This window comes from Caballeronia pedi (assembly GCF_001544915.2).
In the GTDB taxonomy this organism is placed as follows: domain Bacteria; phylum Pseudomonadota; class Gammaproteobacteria; order Burkholderiales; family Burkholderiaceae; genus Caballeronia; species Caballeronia pedi.
In genome coordinates, this window is record NZ_FCOE02000017.1 from 34,688 (window position 1) to 50,811 (window position 16,124).

The following is a 16,124-nucleotide window of genomic DNA, read 5'->3' on the forward strand; positions in this document are numbered from 1 at the left end:
GCAAGCCCGTTCCGTCGATGGCGGAACGGGCATACGCATCAACTCGCCTCAATCACGTCGATGCGCAGCGCTTCGCCGCCGTCGGCGATCGCCAGCAGGCGATCCACATTCGGATGCGCGCCCGGCCTATTGTGCGCATCGGCGGTATGTTCGGCGAACACGGCGAGCGCGTGCTCCGCGGCCTTCGCGTCGAGCGTGCCGAACGTCTGCTGCACGTAGTTGTAGACCGCGAGCGAACCCTGCTTGCCCGGCTTGTTCTCGATACTCGCGACCACGTCGCCCTGGCCGTCGACCAGATCGATGCGCTCGATGCCATCGATGGCAGGCAATTGGGCGAGGTTATCCTTGAATACGTTGCTCGGCTGGATCACGAAAAGCACTCCATGTGATGAGTTGATGATGCGGGGCGCCGTATCTTATCCGATCATCGCAATGGCTCGACCGGACTCGCGAGCCCAATCCTTCCACCGACGATCACGCGCGCCGTGATGCCGCCGAAACCGCGCACCGCGTTATAACCGCCCGCGCCGAAAGTCTCTTCCATGCGCGAGCACGGATGACACTCGCCGCTCGCTTCGAGCACCGCATCGCCGATGCGAAAACGCTGCCCCTTCAGCGCGTTGAGATTGATGCCGGATGTGACGATATTGCGTCGCAGATCGCCCGGCGCGACATCGTCGAGCCCGAGATGGCTCGCGATCGCGCGCAGGCTTTCCGCCTGAATCAACGTGACCTGGCGGTTGCCGTCCTTTCGGCTGTAGTGATCGCCATCGAGACCGATGCCTTCGATCGCCAGCGCCGATTCGACCACACGAAGCGGCGCGCGCCGCGCTTCACGCAAACCGATCCATTCGACACGGCCCGCTTTCACGGGCGCGTTCATGAGACGCGCGAGAGGGGAATCCGGATTGAGCGGCATGAGCGGGAATCGAAAATAGTCCGTCCGATTCTACCCGTGGCCCGACATGGCCTAGTCCAAAGCGCGATTCTTGGCTCTTTGGGCTGTGTCATCGCGCCGATATCGTAGGTGGCATGCAACGTGGAGAACACGCATGGACACTTCGATCACCTTTCGGCATCTCGACTCGCCCGACGACTGGACGCGCGCCTTCGACGTCATGAAGGAACTGCGCCCGCATCTGACCGACGCCGCCGCGTTCGGCGCGCAAATGCGCCGTCAACGCGAGGAATGCTATCGCCTGCTCGCGGCCTGCGACGAGGACGGCGCGATGCTCGGCCTCGCCGGTTATCGCACGCAAACGAATACGCTGTACGGCCGTTTTGTCTATGTCGACGATCTCGTCGTGACGGCGCGGCTGCATCGCAGCGGCATCGGCGCGCAGTTGCTCGACAAGGTCCGTGAGATCGCGCGCCATTCGCGCTGCGCGCATTTCGTCCTCGACACCGGCCTGCATATGGCGCTCGCGCAGCGCTTCTACTATCGCAATGGCTTGCTCGCGAAGGGCATGCATTTCGTCCAGCCGCTGACGGGCAACGACACGGAGGCCGCGCGATGAAAGTGCTCTTCATCAACGCGAGCCCGCACGGCGACGCGAGTCATGGCTACCAGCTCGCGCTGGAGATGATCCAGATGTTGCGCAAGACGGCGCGCGTGGAGATCGTCGAACGCGATCTCGCGGCGGCGCCATTGCCTCCCATCACGCAGGATTACGCGAGCGCGATCACATCGCGCCAGCCGGACAAGACCCGGTTCGACGTCTCCGAACAACTGATCCGCGAAATCGAAACGACCGACGCGCTCATCATCAACACGCCGATGCACAACTTCACCGTCCCCGCCGCGCTGAAGCTGTGGATCGATTACGTGCTGCGGATTCACCGCACGTTCGCCGCGACGCCCGAAGGCAAGCTCGGACTGATGCGTGACCGGCCCGCGTTCGTGATCGTCGGCTCGGGCGGCTTTCATAGCGGCGAGCACGCGCGCCAGCGCGATTTCCTCACGCCGTATCTGCGTTACGCGCTCGGCTCGATCGGCCTGCAAAGCCTGCATTTCCTGTTGCTGCAAGGACTCGTGCACGGCCATGACGCGGTGGCAGAAGCGCTGCGAAGCGCACGCGGCGAGATCGCGCGTCACGCGATCTTCGCATCGGATGACGCCGTCGCGTTCTAACCGTCGTAGGCCCGCCGAAGCATGCCCGCGAGACGCGCCGCTTCGGTGGCATCGGCGACATTCGCAAAGCCGACGACGATCCCGCGCAACACATGTTTCGCGCGCCCGTTCAGATACCAAGCCGATAGCGCGAGCACCGCGAGACCCGCTTCGCGCGCGCGTGCGGCCATCGCCATGTCGTCGATGGGGCCGTCGCGTCCCGCATGGAAGATTGCGACGAGATGCATGCCGCCGGTCGGCAATTCGATGCTGACTTTGTCGCCGAACGCCTTCAGGATCGCATTCATGAGCAGCATGCGCCGCTCGGCATAGAGCGCGCGCATGCGCTTCAGATGCCGCGCGAAATGCCCTTGCGCGATGAAGTCCGCCACGGCCGCCTGATAGAGATAAGGCGATCCCGCATTCATGCTCTTCGTGATCTGCCCGAACCGCGCGACGGCCCGCTCGGGCGCGACCACGTATGAAAGCCGCAAACCGGGAAAAAGCACCTTGCTGAAGGTGCCGCAATAAATCACGCGGTCGTCGCGATCGAGGCTTTTGAGCGCGGGCAACGGACGGCCCACGTAGCGGAACTCGCTGTCGTAATCGTCCTCGACGATCCAGCTTCCCGCGCGGCTCGCCCAGTCGAGCAGCTTCATGCGCCGTGCGAGCGAGAGCGTCACGCCGAGCGGGCTCTGATGCGACGGCGTGACGAATGCGAAGCGCGCATCGTCGTCGAGCGCGCGGGCAGTGTCGACGTCGAGTCCTTCATGATCGACAGGCATCGGCACGAGCCGCATGCCGGCATCGACGAGAAAGTTACGCGCGAGCAGATAGCCCGGCTCTTCGAACCACGCGCGGTCCCCGGGCTTCGCGAAACCGCGCAGGATCAGTTCGAGCGTCGCGCGATAGCCGTTCGTGACGAACACCTGCTCCGGCACGCACTCCACGCCGCGCGACAGGCCGAGATACGTCGCGATGCGCTCGCGCAACGGGCGATAGCCGGACGGATCGGGATAACTCAGCGTGGCGGGATCGCCGCCGCGCGCGCGATACGCGACGAGCCGGCTCCATACCTTGCGCGGAAACGCGTCGAGCGCGGGCAGGCCGGGGCGCAGCGGCTTCGCGTCGTTGCCGATGTCGGTGTCGGCCTGCGCACGCTTCACGCGCGGCGCATCGGCGCGTTCGCGGCTCTTGCGCGCGGCGGAAGGCGTGACCGCGCCCGGCAGCGACGCCGAAACGAACGTGCCCGCCGCGCCGCGCATCTGCAAATAACCCTCATCGACGAGGACGTTATACGCCATCTCGACCGTGCCGCGCGCAGTATTCAGTTGCGTCGCGAGTCCGCGCAACGCGGGCACGCGGTCGCCGGGTTTCAGATGGCCCGCCGCGATCGCCGCCTTGAAGCGCTCGCATATCTGCAGATAGATCGGCGACGCTTCGCGCCGGTCGATTTCTATGTTCAACGCAAGGTCAGTGGTCGGCATGTTGTGGCTCATGGACTAGTTGAATCGACGATTCTTGTCCCTTTCTGCTAAGCCATGATTGTCACACAATGACTTCACTTTCACTTATCTGAGCGAGGTACATCATGAAGATGGTCGTCATTGGCGGTTCGGGTTTGATCGGCGCGAAAACGGTCGCGATTCTGCGTGCGAAGGGCCACGAGGCAGTCGCCGCGTCGCCGCGCAACGGCGTGGATTCGGTGACGGGCGCGGGATTGAATGAAGCGCTTCGCGGCGCGCAGGTCGTCATCGACGTGTCGAACGCGCCTTCGTGGGCGCCGGATGACGTGATGGCGTTTTTCCGCGCGTCGACCACGAATCTCGTGAAAGCCGAAGCCGCTGCGGGCGTGCAGCATCATGTGGCGTTGTCGGTCGTCGGGACGGATCGCATGCCGGACAACGGCTATTTCCGCGCGAAAGTGGCGCAGGAAAAGCTGATCGCGGAATCGGGCGTGCCGTATTCGATCGTCCGCGCGACGCAGTTCCTGGAGTTCCTCGGCGGCATCGCCGATGCGGGCATGCAGGATGGCAAGGTGCATCTGTCGACGGGGCAGTTTCAGCCGATCGCCGCCGATGATGTCGCGGCGTTCGTCGCGGAGGCCGCGCTCGATGCGCCGCTGAACGGCATCGTCGACATCGCTGGGCCCGAGCGCGCGCCCTTGCATCGGATCGTCGGTCAGTATCTCAAGGCGCAGGGTGATGCGCGTGAGATCGTCGTCGATCCGAAGGCCACCTACTTCGGTGGGACGATCGCGGAAGATTCGCTCGTGCCGACCGGCGTTGCGCGGCGTGGGAGCATTAGCCTCGAGCAGTGGCTGGCACGTGCGCATGCGTGAGTGAGCGATACGGTTTCTGGCGAAAGCGCGTCGCCTTTTTTGGGGCTTTCGCCGGACCCCGTATTCGCGTCGGACAAAACCGCATCAAGCATGCCGATGCTCCGGCACACTCTCCATCACGACTTCCTCCCGCCGCATCCCTGCTACAGCACCGGGCATCCCTCGCCCGCGCAGCGAGCACCCCACCGTCTCGGTCACGAACAGCAGCGCAACCGCCCCCACCACACAAGCGCCCATCATGTAATACGCCGGCACCAGCGTATTGCCCGTCCGCCCGATGAGCCAATCGGTGACCATCGGCGCGGTGCCGCCGAAGATCGACGTCGAGAGGTTATAGGCGATCGCCATCCCCGCATACCGCGCCTGCGTCGGGAACATCGCGGGGAACATCGCCGAGATGCTCGCGAGTTGCGGCACGTAGAGCAGCCCCAGCACGGCAAGCCCGATCAGTGCGCCCGCAATGCCATGCGACATCAACGAAAACATCGGCACGGCTGCCACAAAGATGCCGACGAGCGAAAGCCACCACACCTTCTTGCGTCCGATGCGATCCGACAGCGCACCGGCGAACGGCAGCAGCACCATCATCGACAACATGCCGATCAGGGGCAGCAGCAGCGAAAGGTTATCGCTCATGCCGAGTTCCTTCTTCATGAACGTCGGCATATAGGCGAGCAGCACATAGTTCACCACGTTGAGCGCGACGACCAGTCCACCGAGTTGCAGCAGCGGCTTCCAGTAGTCCGCGAACAGTTCGCGCAACGGCACGCCCGCATGATTCCCGCTCTCCGCCGCTTCGGCGCATTCGCGAAACACCGGCGTGTCCTCCATCTTCGAACGCAGATACAGCCCGATCAGACCGAGCGGCGCCGCGACGACGAACGGCAGACGCCAGCCCCATGCATGCATCGCGTCGTTGCCGAGCAGGACCGAACAGCCCAGCATCAGAAGCGCCCCGAGCGAGAAGCCCGCAAGCGTGCCGAATTCGAGGAAACTGCCGCAGAAACCGCGCTTGTGATCGGGTGCGTACTCGGCCATGAAGGTCGCCGCGCCGCCGTATTCACCGCCGGTCGAAAAGCCCTGAATCATGCGCAGCACGACCAGCGCCGCCGGCGCCCACAAGCCAATGCTCGCATACGAAGGCAACAGGCCGACGAGCAAGGTCGCCATCGACATGATGAGGATGGTCAGCGCGAGCACATGCTTGCGGCCGAGCCGGTCGCCGAGCGGTCCCCAGAAGAGTCCGCCGAGCGGCCGGACGAGGAAGGAGATCGCGAAAGTCGCGAGCGCGAAGAGCGTCGCCTGCGCGGTGCTGCCGGGAAACAGCGCGGCTGAAATATAAGTGAGGCCGTAGCTATAGATGCCGTAGTCGAACCATTCGGTCGCGTTGCCGATGGCCGATGCCGCCATGGCGCGCCTGATCGGCCCGCGCGCTTGCGCATCGTGCGCCGTCTGCGCGTCTTTGCTCGTGGAGGGTTGCACGTAACTCATAGTCGTTGTCCTGATGCGTCGGTGACCCGGTGCTTGGCTCGCGTTCGCGCGCCAAGCACCGCCATGAGTCCAAGATACAGACGCACGCAGCTTGCCCCGCATGTCCTAGGACGATGAGGACGATGGGGTTTTCCCCAGACAACGGTTCATTCTTGCCGCCCGACGGCGAACCAGGCGGGTTTCTTACCGAATCCCACGAGCGTCATAGGACAATCGTTCAAGGCTCTGGATTAGAGATATCCGCAGTGACGATCCGTCTGCCGAGCGCTTCGGCGGCATGCCGCGCATCCTCGCTGGACTCGAACGGACCGATGGTCTCGCAGCCGTCGAACGGATAGAGCACGCGCTTGTCGCGCTTGCGCACGACCTTCAACGTGCCGATATGCATGCCCGTCGCATTCACCACGTACGACGCGTAGATGTCGAAGCCTTCGTATGCCCCTGTTTCGGATATCAGTGTGGTTCTAGGCATGGGTCTCGACATGGTGTGGATCGGCGGGCGGCGTGTTCGTGTCGGCATCGATTCAGCAAGAAGCGTTCCGCTCTGCGCGCCTTTGCTGACGGGCCTGCCATGCGCGGCCGATGCGAATCGAAGCGCGTTCCGTGCGAGAATTCGAAATCACTCTGACGGGAGCCGGGGAAACCGGGCGGGAGAACGAGCGTCGATGAAAGCTGACAATCTGATCGCGGATACAAGGACGAACGGGCCCGGCCCGAGCTTCCTTCTGGGCGGCGGCGAAATGGGCGCGCTCATCCGCAGTTTCGATTGGACGCAAACCGCGCTGGGCTGGCCCGAACACTGGCCGCAAAGCCTCAAGACGGCCATTCGGATCATGCTGACGTCGCGCCAGCCGATCTGGGTCGGCTGGGGTCCCGACCTGCTGTTCTTCTATAACGACGCGTACAAATCGATCATCGGCGGGAAGCATCCGCAGGCGCTCGGCCAGCCGACCTCGGTCGTCTGGCGCGAAATCTGGAGCGAGATCGCCCCGCTGCTCGACAGCGCGCTCGTCGGAAGCGAAGGCACATTCGTCGAACAGAAGCTCCTCATCATGGAGCGCAACGGCTTTCCGGAAGAAACGTACTACACGTTCTCCTACAGCCCGATTCCCGACGACCGCGGCGGCGCGGGCGGCATCATCTGCGCGAACAGCGACGACACGCAACGCGTGCTCGGCGAACGCCAGTTGAACGTGCTGCGCGAACTCGCTGCATCGGCGGCCGATGCGCGCACCTGGCGCGAGGCGTGCGAACTGTCGATGAACGCGCTCGGCAACGCATCGCGCGACATGCCCTTCGCGCTGCTCTACGCGGCCGCACCGGGCGGCGACACGGCGACGCTCGTCGGCGCTTGCGGCATCGAGCCGGGCCATCCGGCCGCGCCCGCGATCCTGCGCACGTCGGATCCGAGCCCGTGGCCCCTTCAGGACGTGCTGCGCGACAACGCGGCGCGCCTCGAGACGGACCTGCACGCGCGCTTCGACGCGCCGCTGCCCGCCGGGGCATGGAGCGTCGCGGCGCAAAGCGCGGTGCTGTTGCCGATCTCGCCCGGCGGCGAGACCGGCCGCGCGGGCGTCCTGATCGCGGCGCTCAATCCATACCGGCTCTACGACGAAGGCTATCGCGCGTTCATGAATCTGGTCGCGAACCAGATCGGCGCGGCGATCGGCTACGCGCACGCGTACGACGAAGAACGCCGCCGCGCCGAAGCGCTCGCCGAAATCGACCGCGCGAAAACCACCTTCTTCTCCAACATCAGCCACGAGTTCAGGACGCCGCTCACGCTGATGCTCGGCCCGCTCGAAGAACTGCTCGCGAATCCGGAGCGCATCGGTCACGACGACCTGCGCGTCGTCGAGATCATGCATCGCAACGGCTTGCGGCTCCTGAAGCTCGTCAACGCGCTGCTGGACTTCTCGCGCATCGAGGCCGGGCGCATCGAGATTCATCGGCAGCCGACGGACATCGCCGTGTTCACCGCCGAGCTCGCGTCGCTGTTTCGCTCGGCGATCGAGTCGGCCGGTCTGCGCCTCGAGATCGATATCCCGCCGACGCCCGTGATCGCGGACATCGACCGCGACATGTGGGAAAAGATCGTGATGAACCTGCTGTCGAACGCGTTCAAGTTCACGTTCGACGGCGCGATCCGCATCTCGCTGCATCCGCACGCCGGACACGGCATCGAACTGAGCGTGCGCGACAGCGGCATCGGCATTCCGGAGCACGAACTCGCGCGCGTGTTCGAGCGCTTTCATCGCGTCGCGGGCGCGGCGGGCCGGTCGGTGGAAGGCAGCGGCATCGGGCTCGCGATGGTTCAGGAGCTCGTCAAGCTGCACGGCGGCTCGATCCGCGTGCAGAGCACGCTCGGGCGCGGCGCGTGCTTCACTATCTCGCTGCCCGTGCCGCGCGAAATGACCGATGCGCCGCACGCCGAGGCGAGCATCCGCGCGCGTTCGTATGTCGATGCGGCCATGCGCTGGATGCCGGACGCGGGCGAGCCGGCCGCACTCGAAAGCGACGAAGACACGCCGCTCGGCGCGACCGTTGAACCGACGCCGCCGGATGCGCTGCCGGGCCGCGTGCTCGTCGTCGACGACAACGCCGATCTGCGCGACTACATGCGCCGCATGCTGATCGGCGCGGGCCACGACGTGCACGTCGCCGCCGATGGCGAAGCCGCCCTCGCGATGGCCCGCACGATGCATCCGGAAGTGATCGTCTCCGACGTGATGATGCCGCGCCTCGACGGCTTCGGGCTGCTGCGCGCGCTGCGCGAGGACGAGGCGCTGCGCGAGACGCCGGTCGTGCTGCTGTCGGCGCGCGCGGGCGAAGAGGCGCGTGTGGAAGGCCTCGAAGCGGGCGCGGACGATTATCTGACCAAGCCCTTCGCCGCGCGCGAACTGCTCGCGCGCGTGGCGAGCAATCTGCGCCTCGCGCGGCTGCGTAACGCGACCGAGCAGAAGCTGCGCGACGAATCGCGCACGCTCGAAATCCTCAATCGCGTCGGCGCGACGGTCGCGGGCGAACTCGAACTGAGCCGTGCGGTGCAGGTCGTCGTCGACGCCGCGACCGAGCTGACCGGCGCCGCCTTCGGCTCGTTCTTCTACAACGTGCTCGACGACAAGGGCGGCCGCTACACGCTCTATACGCTCTCGGGCGTGCCGAAGGATACCTTCGCGAAGTTCCCGATGCCGCGCAACACCGCCGTGTTCGGCCCGACGTTCGCGGGCGAAGGCATCGTGCGCTCGGACGACATCACGAAAGATGCGCGCTACGGTCACAACGCGCCGCATCATGGCATGCCGAAGGGCCATCTCGCCGTGTGCAGCTATCTCGCCGCGCCGGTGCTCTCGCGCACGGGCGAAGTGCTCGGCGGCCTCTTCTTCGGCCATCCGGAGCCGGGCGTATTCACCGAACGCTCGGAACGGATCCTCACGGGCATCGCGGCGCAGGCGGCGATCGCCATCGATAATGCGCGCCTCTTTCAGGCTGCGCAGGACGATATCGCCGAACGCACGAAGGCGCAAGATGCGCTGCGCGATCTGAACGAGACACTGGAGCGCCGCGTCGCCGACGCCGTCGCCGATCGCGATCGTCTGTGGGAGCTGAGCGAAGACCTGTTCTTCGTCGCGAGCTTCGAAGGCGCGCTGTTGCGCGTGAGTCCCTCATGGACGACGGTGCTCGGCTTCGACTCGCAGCGGCTGCATTCGCACACGGTGATGGACCTCGTGCATCCCGACGATGCGCGCGCCGCCGCCGCGGAACTCGATAGTCTGCGCGCGAGCGGCCTGCCCGTGCGCTACGAATGCCGCCTGAGCCGTTCGGACGGCGGCTGGCGCTGGATCGCGTGGACGGTCTCGCTCGATCCGCGCACGCGGCGCATTCACGGCGTGGGCCGTGACGTGACGACAGACCGCGAAACCGCCGACGCGCTGCGTCACGCGGAAGAAGCCCTGCGCATGGCGCAAAAGATGGAAGCGATCGGCAAGCTGACGGGCGGCATCGCGCATGACTTCAACAACCTGCTGCAGGTGATCGGCGGCAATCTGCAGTTGCTCGCGAAGGATGTCGCCGGACAGGACAAGCCCGAGCAGCGCGTGAGAAGCGCGCTCGCGGGCGTGGCGCGCGGCGCGAATCTGGCGTCGCAACTGCTCGCATTCGGGAGACGTCAGCCGCTCGCGCCGAAGGTCGTCAACCTCGGCCGCTTCGTGCGCGGCCTCGACGACATGTTCCGGCGCGCGCTCGGCGACGGCATCGAGATCGAGACCGTCGTGACGGGTGGTTTGTGGAATACGCTCGTCGATCCGTTTCAGGTCGAGAACGCGCTGCTCAATCTCGCGATCAACGCGCGCGACGCGATGAACGGCCACGGCAGGCTGACGATCGAAGCCGGCAATGCATCGCTCGATGAAACCTACGCGCTGCGCAACGCCGATGTTTCCCCCGGCCAGTACGTAATGGTCGCGGTTACCGACACGGGCTCGGGCATGTCGCCCGAAGTGCAGGAGCGCGCGTTCGAGCCGTTCTTCACGACCAAGCGCGAGGGTCAGGGCACGGGCCTCGGGCTTTCGATGGTGTACGGCTTCGTCAAGCAGTCCGGCGGGCATGTGAAGGTGTACAGCGAGCAGGGACACGGCACGACGGTGCGCATCTATTTGCCGCGCGCGCGCGAGGAAGAGGATCTGGAAACGAATATCGACCCCGGCCCTGCGAAGGGCGGCAGCGAGACCATTCTCGTCGTCGAGGACGATGAAGAAGTGCGCGCGACGGTGGTCGAACTGCTTGCGGATCTCGGCTATCGCGTGTTGCGTGCGAAGGATGCGCAGAGCGCGCTGGCGATCGTCGAGAGCGGCGTGCCGATCGATCTGCTTTTCACCGATGTCGTGATGCCCGGGCCGTTGCGCAGCACCGAGCTGGCGCGCAAGGCGCGTGAGCGCGTGCCGGGAATCGCGGTGCTGTTCACGTCGGGCTATACGGATAACGCGATCGTCCATGCGGGAAGACTCGACGAGGGCATCGATCTGTTGAGCAAGCCTTATACGCACGAGGCGTTGGCGCGCAAGGTGCGCCACGTTCTGGGGCAACGTGTGCAGGACGCGGCGCCGGTGGCCGTGGATATCGACGATACGCGCCTGCCGGGCAGCGAACAGGACGATGTGCTTTCGCGCGTGCGCGTGCTGTACGTGGAAGACAATGAGCTCGTGCGCGCGAGCACCGCGGAACTGATGCGCACGTTCGGGCTCGATTTGATCGATACGGGCAGTGTGGACGAGGCGCTCGGGTTGTTGCGGGCGCATCGCTTCGAGGTGCTGTTGACGGATGTGGATCTTGCGGGGCGTTCGGGTGTCGAGCTTGCGCTCGCAGCCAGTCGGGAGACGACGGGACTCGGGGTCGTGTTCGTGACGGGGTTCGATCTCGCGCTCAGCGAGGAGGAGCGGCGGGCGCTGCCGAAAGCCGTGCAGTTGCGCAAGCCTTTCGATCCGCTGGCGTTGATCAATGCCTTGAATGCGGTGGTGGCGGCATGAGTCGCCTGCTCGGGCTTCGTTGTTGCCGCACGCGGCGCACTGCCCACATCGACTAACCCCGCGCCTTGACCGCCCGCATCCTCGTATCTGCCTTCATGGCAGGAACACTCACCCGCTCCCGCAAATACTCCACCACCCGCGCGCAACGCGCCGGCAACGGCCATTCCGCGCGACGAATGAGCCACAGCGTATCGACGACCGGCGCGCCGCACTCCACCACGCCGATCGCCTCCGGCTTGCCGAACGCAATACGCGCATAGCGCGGTATCACGGTGAAGCCCAGGCCCCGCGCGACGAATTCCGGAATGAGGCTGATCTGGTTGCTGAAGCCCTGCCGCCGCAGGCTGCCCACGCCCGGATTGCCCGGAAAGCGCCTGCTCAGCAAGCGGCTGGCCGTCATATGCGCTTCGGGATAGTCGATGAAACCAAGCCTTTCCAGATCGCTCCAGGCATGCACATCCGCATTCGCGGGCACGACGAGTTCGAGCGGCTCCTCGATGAACTTGCTCGCGGCAAGACGCGGATCATCCGGCTTCAATGCAACGATGCCGAGATCGTAGCGACTCTCCAATACGGCTTCGAGCACTTCGGAATCCGGCGCGAAGCGATGCCTCATCTTCCATTCGGGCCGCTGCTGCTGCAAGTCCAGCAACAGGGGAAACAGCACCAGCCCGATGCTGCCCGGTGTGATGAGACCGATCTCGCCCGCTTCATCCTCACTGTCCGACAGACGCGACACGAGACGCTTGCTCGCCAGTTCCATCTCGTCACAGTAGTCGATCAGCGCACGCCCAGCCGGCGTCAGTTCGATGCCGCGCGAACGGCGAATCACGAGCAGCCCGAGCGCGTCTTCGAGATGACGAAGATGCTGGCTCACGGCAGCCTGCGTCAGATCGAGCCGTTCGGCGGCACGCGTGAAGTTGCCAGTTTCGACGAGCGCAAGAAAGGTGCGCAGCCAGGTCGGATTGAGCATCACAAAATTTTATCGAATTGATAACTTGCAGATAGTTTTCATTATGGCACGTACGGGTTAATCTGGAGCCCTCAACTCAATTCGACTTCGGTCATCCGAACCAGAGAACACACGATGTCAGCACTTTTCACTCCGTTCAAACTGAAAGACGTCACGTTGCGCAACCGCATCGCCATTCCGCCGATGTGCCAGTACAGCGCCATCGACGGCTTCGTCAACGACTGGCACGTCAGCCACTACGCGAGCCTCGCGCGCGGCGGCGCGGGCCTCGTGATCGTCGAGGCGACGGGCGTGTCGCCGGAAGGCCGTATCACGCCGGGATGCACGGGCCTCTGGGACGATGCGCAAATCGAAGGTATGAAGAAGATCGCCACGGCGATCAAGGCCGCAGGCGCGGTGCCTGGCATCCAGATCGCGCATGCGGGCCGCAAGGCGAGCGCGAATCGTCCGTGGGAAGGCGACGATCACATCGCAGCCGACGACGCACGCGGCTGGGACACGCTCGCACCTTCGTCCGTCGCATTCGGCGCGGGACTGCCGAAAGTGCCCAAGGCGATGACGCTCGAAGATATCGAACGCGTGAAAGCGGACTTCGCAGCGGCCACGCGCCGCGCGCGCGAGGCGGGCTTCGAATGGCTCGAACTGCACTTCGCGCACGGGTATCTCGCGCAGAGCTTCTTCTCCGTCGATGCGAATCAGCGCGATGACCAGTACGGCGGCGATCTCGCGGGCCGCAGCCGCTTCATCGTCGAGACCTTCGATGCGGTGCGTGAAGTGTGGCCGGAGAACCTGCCGTTGACGGCGCGCTTCGGTGTCATCGAATACGACGGCCGCGATGAAGTCACGCTGAACGAATCGATCGAACTGACGAAGACGCTGCGTCGCAAAGGCCTCGATCTGATGAGCGTGAGCGTCGGCTTCTCGACGCCCGATGTGCGCATTCCGTGGGGACCGGCGTTCCTCGGCCCGATCGCGGAGCGTGTGCGTCGTGAAGCGGAGATTCCGGTTGCATCGGCATGGGGATTCGATTCGCCGCCGAACGCGGAACAGGCTGTCGAATCGGGTCAGCTCGATCTCGTGATGGTCGGCCGCGCGCATCTGTCGAATCCGCACTGGCCGTATCAGGCGGCGAAGCAGTTGAAGGTCGAGCGGCCTTCGTGGGCGTTGCCTGCGCCGTACGCGCATTGGCTCGAACGTTACGCCGTGGCTGAATGACGTCTCTCGAAGTGAAAAGCGCGCAACGTGATCGTTGCGCGCTTTTCAACTATGCCGGCTGGCACGGCTCCATGCCGTTCCGTACTTTCGCGCTGTCGGCATCCGATGACGCGATGAACGCAAGAAACGCACGCGCACGCTGCGGCTCGCAAGCGTTCGCACATATCGCGGCTTCGAATATCGTCAGCGTCTGAATCCCGGGCGGCAACATGCCGAGCACATCGATGCCTTCGACGCCGATCATCTCGCTCATCTGCTGAAAGCCCAGTTCGACTTCGCCGCGCGCGATGAGCGTGCCCACCGCGACGCCCGGCGGCGCCTGCACGATGCGCGATGCGATGGGCTCCGCAATGCCCCAGCGTTCGAAAAGACGCGTCAGATACACACCGCTCGGCCCCGTCGAATAGCCGATGCTGCGCGCAGCGAGCACCGCTTCGCGCACGGCGGCTTCATCGTCGATGGAAGGACGCGGCGCGCCCGACGCCACCGCAACCGCCACGCCCGAGCGCGCAACGCGCACGCGGCTCGCTGCATCGACGCGCGCCGACGCCGCGAGCCGGTCGATCGCGTCCGATGCAAGCACGACGATGTCGAACGCCTCACCTTCATCGACGCGCCTGAACGCCGCGACGCCGCCCACCGATTCGATCGCCACGCGCTCTCCCGCCCTCGCCTCATAAGCCGAAGCAAGCTCGTTCAACACCTGGCGCGTCGCCATCGAAGAGATGCCTGTGATACTCATGGGCGTCAGTCGATATAGCGCAAGCCCGCCTTTTCCAGCGGTTCGCGCATCTTGTACATATCGAGGCCGAGCACGCCGCTCGCGAGCTTCGCGCGCTTCTCTTCTTCGAGCGCCTCCCGCGCGATGGCCTTGTCGAGCACTTGCTGCGCCGATGCCGAAGGCACGACGACGACGCCGTCGTCATCCGCGACGATCACATCGCCGGGCGTCACCAGCGCGCCCGCGCACACGACAGGAATGTTCACCGAGCCGAGCGTCGCCTTCACCGTGCCTTTCGCCGAGATCGCACGGCTCCAGACGGGGAAGTTCATCTCCGTCAGCACGCGCACGTCGCGCACGCCGCCATCGATGATGAGCGCACGCGCGCCGCGTGCCTTGAAGCTCGTCGCGAGCAGGTCGCCGAAGAAGCCGTCGGTGTTATCGGTCGTGCAGGCGGCCACGACGATATCGCCCGGACGAATCTGCTCGGCCGCGACATGCATCATCCAGTTGTCGCCCGGTTGCAGCAACACGGTCACCGCCGTGCCGCCCGCCTGCGCGCCGGTGTAGATCGGCCGCATATAGGTCTTCATCAGGCCGACGCGGCCCATCGCTTCGTGCACCGTCGCCGAGCCGAGCGCGCCGAGCTTTTCGGCTGCGTCCGCGTTCGCGCGATCGATGTTTCGATACACCACTCCCAGTTCGTACATAGTCAACGTCCTTTCGCTTTGAGCGCCGCATCCAGTCGCGGATACACGCGGCGCGCGTTGCCTTCGTAAATCTTGTAGCGCGCTTCCGGCTCGATGTGCGCCGCCTCGACATAGCGCTTCGTGTCGTCGAAATAATGCCCCGTTTCAGGATCGATGCCGCGCACCGCGCCGATCATCTCGCTCGCGAACAGAATGTTGTCGACGGGAATCACGCGCGTCAGCAAGTCGATGCCCGGCTGGTGATACACGCATGTATCGAAGAAAATGTTGTTGAGCAAATGATCCTTCAGCAAGGGCTTTTTCAGCTCCTGCGCGAGCCCGCGGAAGCGTCCCCAGTGATACGGCACCGCGCCGCCGCCGTGGGGAATCACGAACTTGAGCGTCGGAAAATCGCGGAACAGATCGGACGTGAGGCACTGCATGAACGCCGTTGTGTCGGCGTTCAGATAGTGCGCGCCCGTCGTATGAAAACACGCGTTGCAGCTCGTGCTCACGTGAATCATCGCGGGGATGTCGTATTCCACCATCTTCTCGTAGACCGGATACCACGAGCGGTCCGAGAGCGGCGGGCTGGTCCAGTGTCCGCCCGACGGGTCCGGGTTCAGGTTGATCGCGACATTGCCGTACTGCTCGACGCACTTCACGAGCTCGGGAACGCACGTCGCGACATCGACGCCCGGACTCTGCGGCAGCATCGCCGCCGGCACGAAGCTATCGGGGAAAAGTTCGCTCACGCGATAGCACAGTTCGTTGCAGATCGCAGCCCACGTGCTCGACACTTCGAAGTCGCCGATGTGATGCGCCATGAAGCTCGCGCGCGGGCTGAACACGGTGAGATCGAGGCCGCGTTCGCGCATCAGTCGAAGCTGATTCGTTTCGATCGATTCGCGCAGTTCATCGTCGCTGATACGCAGCTCGGATGCGGCCGGCATCTCCGAAGGACTCTTGATGCCTGCAATCTGCCGGTTGCGCCACGCTTCGAGCGCCTTGGGCGCGGTCGTGTAATGGCCGTGTATGTCGATGATCATGCCTTACTCC

At 64.8% G+C, this 16,124-nt stretch carries 14 protein-coding genes; 5 read left to right on the top strand and 9 right to left on the bottom strand.

Features of this window, described 5'->3' with window-relative positions; translation table 11 throughout:
• Positions 1–38: 38 nt before the first annotated feature.
• Positions 39–371 (bottom strand): DUF2322 family protein, encoded by a 333-nt coding sequence (locus tag AWB80_RS23610; protein ID WP_061177190.1) that lies wholly within the window; start codon positions 369–371, stop codon positions 39–41.
• 53 nt (positions 372–424) lie between these two features.
• Positions 425–919 carry an MOSC domain-containing protein gene (locus AWB80_RS23615; protein ID WP_061177083.1) on the bottom strand — a complete coding sequence of 165 codons (495 nt, stop codon included), beginning with the start codon at positions 917–919 and terminating at the stop codon, positions 425–427.
• A gap of 133 nt (positions 920–1,052) precedes the next feature.
• Here AWB80_RS23615 and AWB80_RS23620 point away from each other — a divergent pair, with 133 nt between their 5' ends.
• Together AWB80_RS23620 and AWB80_RS23625 are read left to right on the top strand one after the other, a co-directional pair.
• Entirely contained in the window at positions 1,053–1,517 is a 465-nt protein-coding gene (locus AWB80_RS23620; RefSeq protein WP_061177084.1) for a GNAT family N-acetyltransferase, read from the top strand.
• Positions 1,514–2,131 carry an FMN-dependent NADH-azoreductase gene (locus tag AWB80_RS23625; protein ID WP_061177085.1) on the top strand — a complete coding sequence of 206 codons (618 nt, stop codon included), beginning with the start codon at positions 1,514–1,516 and terminating at the stop codon, positions 2,129–2,131. The genes AWB80_RS23620 and AWB80_RS23625 overlap by 4 nt, the downstream gene beginning before the upstream one ends.
• Here AWB80_RS23625 and pdxR read toward each other — a convergent pair.
• Entirely contained in the window at positions 2,128–3,597 is a 1,470-nt protein-coding gene (pdxR, locus tag AWB80_RS23630) for a MocR-like pyridoxine biosynthesis transcription factor PdxR (protein ID WP_061177191.1), read from the bottom strand. The two genes, AWB80_RS23625 and pdxR, sit on opposite strands and share 4 nt — an antisense overlap.
• Before the next feature lie 104 nt (positions 3,598–3,701).
• Between pdxR and AWB80_RS23635 the strand changes: the two genes are divergently transcribed.
• Positions 3,702–4,451, top strand: coding sequence for an SDR family oxidoreductase (locus tag AWB80_RS23635; RefSeq protein ID WP_061177086.1), 750 nt, complete (start codon positions 3,702–3,704; stop codon positions 4,449–4,451).
• Between the two features lie 84 nt (positions 4,452–4,535).
• On the opposite strand, the gene AWB80_RS23640 is transcribed toward AWB80_RS23635, so the two are convergent.
• Positions 4,536–5,942 (bottom strand): MFS transporter, encoded by a 1,407-nt coding sequence (locus AWB80_RS23640; protein ID WP_061177087.1) that lies wholly within the window; start codon positions 5,940–5,942, stop codon positions 4,536–4,538.
• A gap of 217 nt (positions 5,943–6,159) precedes the next feature.
• Positions 6,160–6,414, bottom strand: coding sequence for a DUF6723 family protein (locus AWB80_RS23645; RefSeq protein WP_061177088.1), 255 nt, complete (start codon positions 6,412–6,414; stop codon positions 6,160–6,162).
• A gap of 193 nt (positions 6,415–6,607) precedes the next feature.
• Between AWB80_RS23645 and AWB80_RS23650 the strand changes: the two genes are divergently transcribed.
• Entirely contained in the window at positions 6,608–11,467 is a 4,860-nt protein-coding gene (locus tag AWB80_RS23650) for a response regulator (RefSeq protein ID WP_061177089.1), read from the top strand.
• Positions 11,468–11,519: 52 nt separating this feature from the next.
• Here the strand turns inward: AWB80_RS23650 and AWB80_RS23655 are convergent, their stop codons facing one another.
• Complete coding sequence (locus AWB80_RS23655) at positions 11,520–12,440, bottom strand: LysR family transcriptional regulator (protein ID WP_061177090.1); 921 nt, start codon at positions 12,438–12,440, stop codon at positions 11,520–11,522.
• A 114-nt stretch (positions 12,441–12,554) separates the two neighbouring features.
• Between AWB80_RS23655 and AWB80_RS23660 the strand changes: the two genes are divergently transcribed.
• Positions 12,555–13,655 (top strand): NADH:flavin oxidoreductase/NADH oxidase, encoded by a 1,101-nt coding sequence (locus tag AWB80_RS23660; protein WP_061177091.1) that lies wholly within the window; start codon positions 12,555–12,557, stop codon positions 13,653–13,655.
• Between the two features lie 49 nt (positions 13,656–13,704).
• Here the strand turns inward: AWB80_RS23660 and AWB80_RS23665 are convergent, their stop codons facing one another.
• Genes AWB80_RS23665 through AWB80_RS23675 form a run of 3 tightly spaced genes read right to left on the bottom strand, consistent with a single transcriptional unit; the run spans position 13,705 to position 16,114 of the window.
• Complete coding sequence (locus AWB80_RS23665) at positions 13,705–14,397, bottom strand: substrate-binding domain-containing protein (RefSeq protein WP_208635680.1); 693 nt, start codon at positions 14,395–14,397, stop codon at positions 13,705–13,707.
• Positions 14,398–14,402: 5 nt separating this feature from the next.
• Positions 14,403–15,086, bottom strand: coding sequence for a 4-carboxy-4-hydroxy-2-oxoadipate aldolase/oxaloacetate decarboxylase (gene ligK / locus AWB80_RS23670; protein ID WP_061177093.1), 684 nt, complete (start codon positions 15,084–15,086; stop codon positions 14,403–14,405).
• A gap of 2 nt (positions 15,087–15,088) precedes the next feature.
• Positions 15,089–16,114 carry an amidohydrolase family protein gene (locus AWB80_RS23675; RefSeq protein WP_061177094.1) on the bottom strand — a complete coding sequence of 342 codons (1,026 nt, stop codon included), beginning with the start codon at positions 16,112–16,114 and terminating at the stop codon, positions 15,089–15,091.
• Between the last annotated feature and the right edge of the window lie 10 nt (positions 16,115–16,124).

What these genes read in the sequence shown, in the direction of transcription:
- AWB80_RS23635 (WP_061177086.1), top strand. Translation starts at nt 3,702, where the DNA reads ATGAAGATGGTCGTCATTGGCGGTTCGGGTTTGATCGGCGCGAAAACG.
- AWB80_RS23620 (WP_061177084.1), top strand. Translation starts at nt 1,053, where the DNA reads ATGGACACTTCGATCACCTTTCGGCATCTCGACTCGCCCGACGACTGG.
- ligK (WP_061177093.1), bottom strand. Translation starts at nt 15,086, where the DNA reads ATGTACGAACTGGGAGTGGTGTATCGAAACATCGATCGCGCGAACGCG.
- AWB80_RS23645 (WP_061177088.1), bottom strand. Translation starts at nt 6,414, where the DNA reads ATGCCTAGAACCACACTGATATCCGAAACAGGGGCATACGAAGGCTTC.
- pdxR (WP_061177191.1), bottom strand. Translation starts at nt 3,597, where the DNA reads ATGCCGACCACTGACCTTGCGTTGAACATAGAAATCGACCGGCGCGAA.
- AWB80_RS23655 (WP_061177090.1), bottom strand. Translation starts at nt 12,440, where the DNA reads ATGCTCAATCCGACCTGGCTGCGCACCTTTCTTGCGCTCGTCGAAACT.
- AWB80_RS23675 (WP_061177094.1), bottom strand. Translation starts at nt 16,114, where the DNA reads ATGATCATCGACATACACGGCCATTACACGACCGCGCCCAAGGCGCTC.
- AWB80_RS23640 (WP_061177087.1), bottom strand. Translation starts at nt 5,942, where the DNA reads ATGAGTTACGTGCAACCCTCCACGAGCAAAGACGCGCAGACGGCGCAC.
- AWB80_RS23660 (WP_061177091.1), top strand. Translation starts at nt 12,555, where the DNA reads ATGTCAGCACTTTTCACTCCGTTCAAACTGAAAGACGTCACGTTGCGC.
- AWB80_RS23615 (WP_061177083.1), bottom strand. Translation starts at nt 919, where the DNA reads ATGCCGCTCAATCCGGATTCCCCTCTCGCGCGTCTCATGAACGCGCCC.
- AWB80_RS23650 (WP_061177089.1), top strand. Translation starts at nt 6,608, where the DNA reads ATGAAAGCTGACAATCTGATCGCGGATACAAGGACGAACGGGCCCGGC.
- AWB80_RS23665 (WP_208635680.1), bottom strand. Translation starts at nt 14,397, where the DNA reads ATGAGTATCACAGGCATCTCTTCGATGGCGACGCGCCAGGTGTTGAAC.
- AWB80_RS23625 (WP_061177085.1), top strand. Translation starts at nt 1,514, where the DNA reads ATGAAAGTGCTCTTCATCAACGCGAGCCCGCACGGCGACGCGAGTCAT.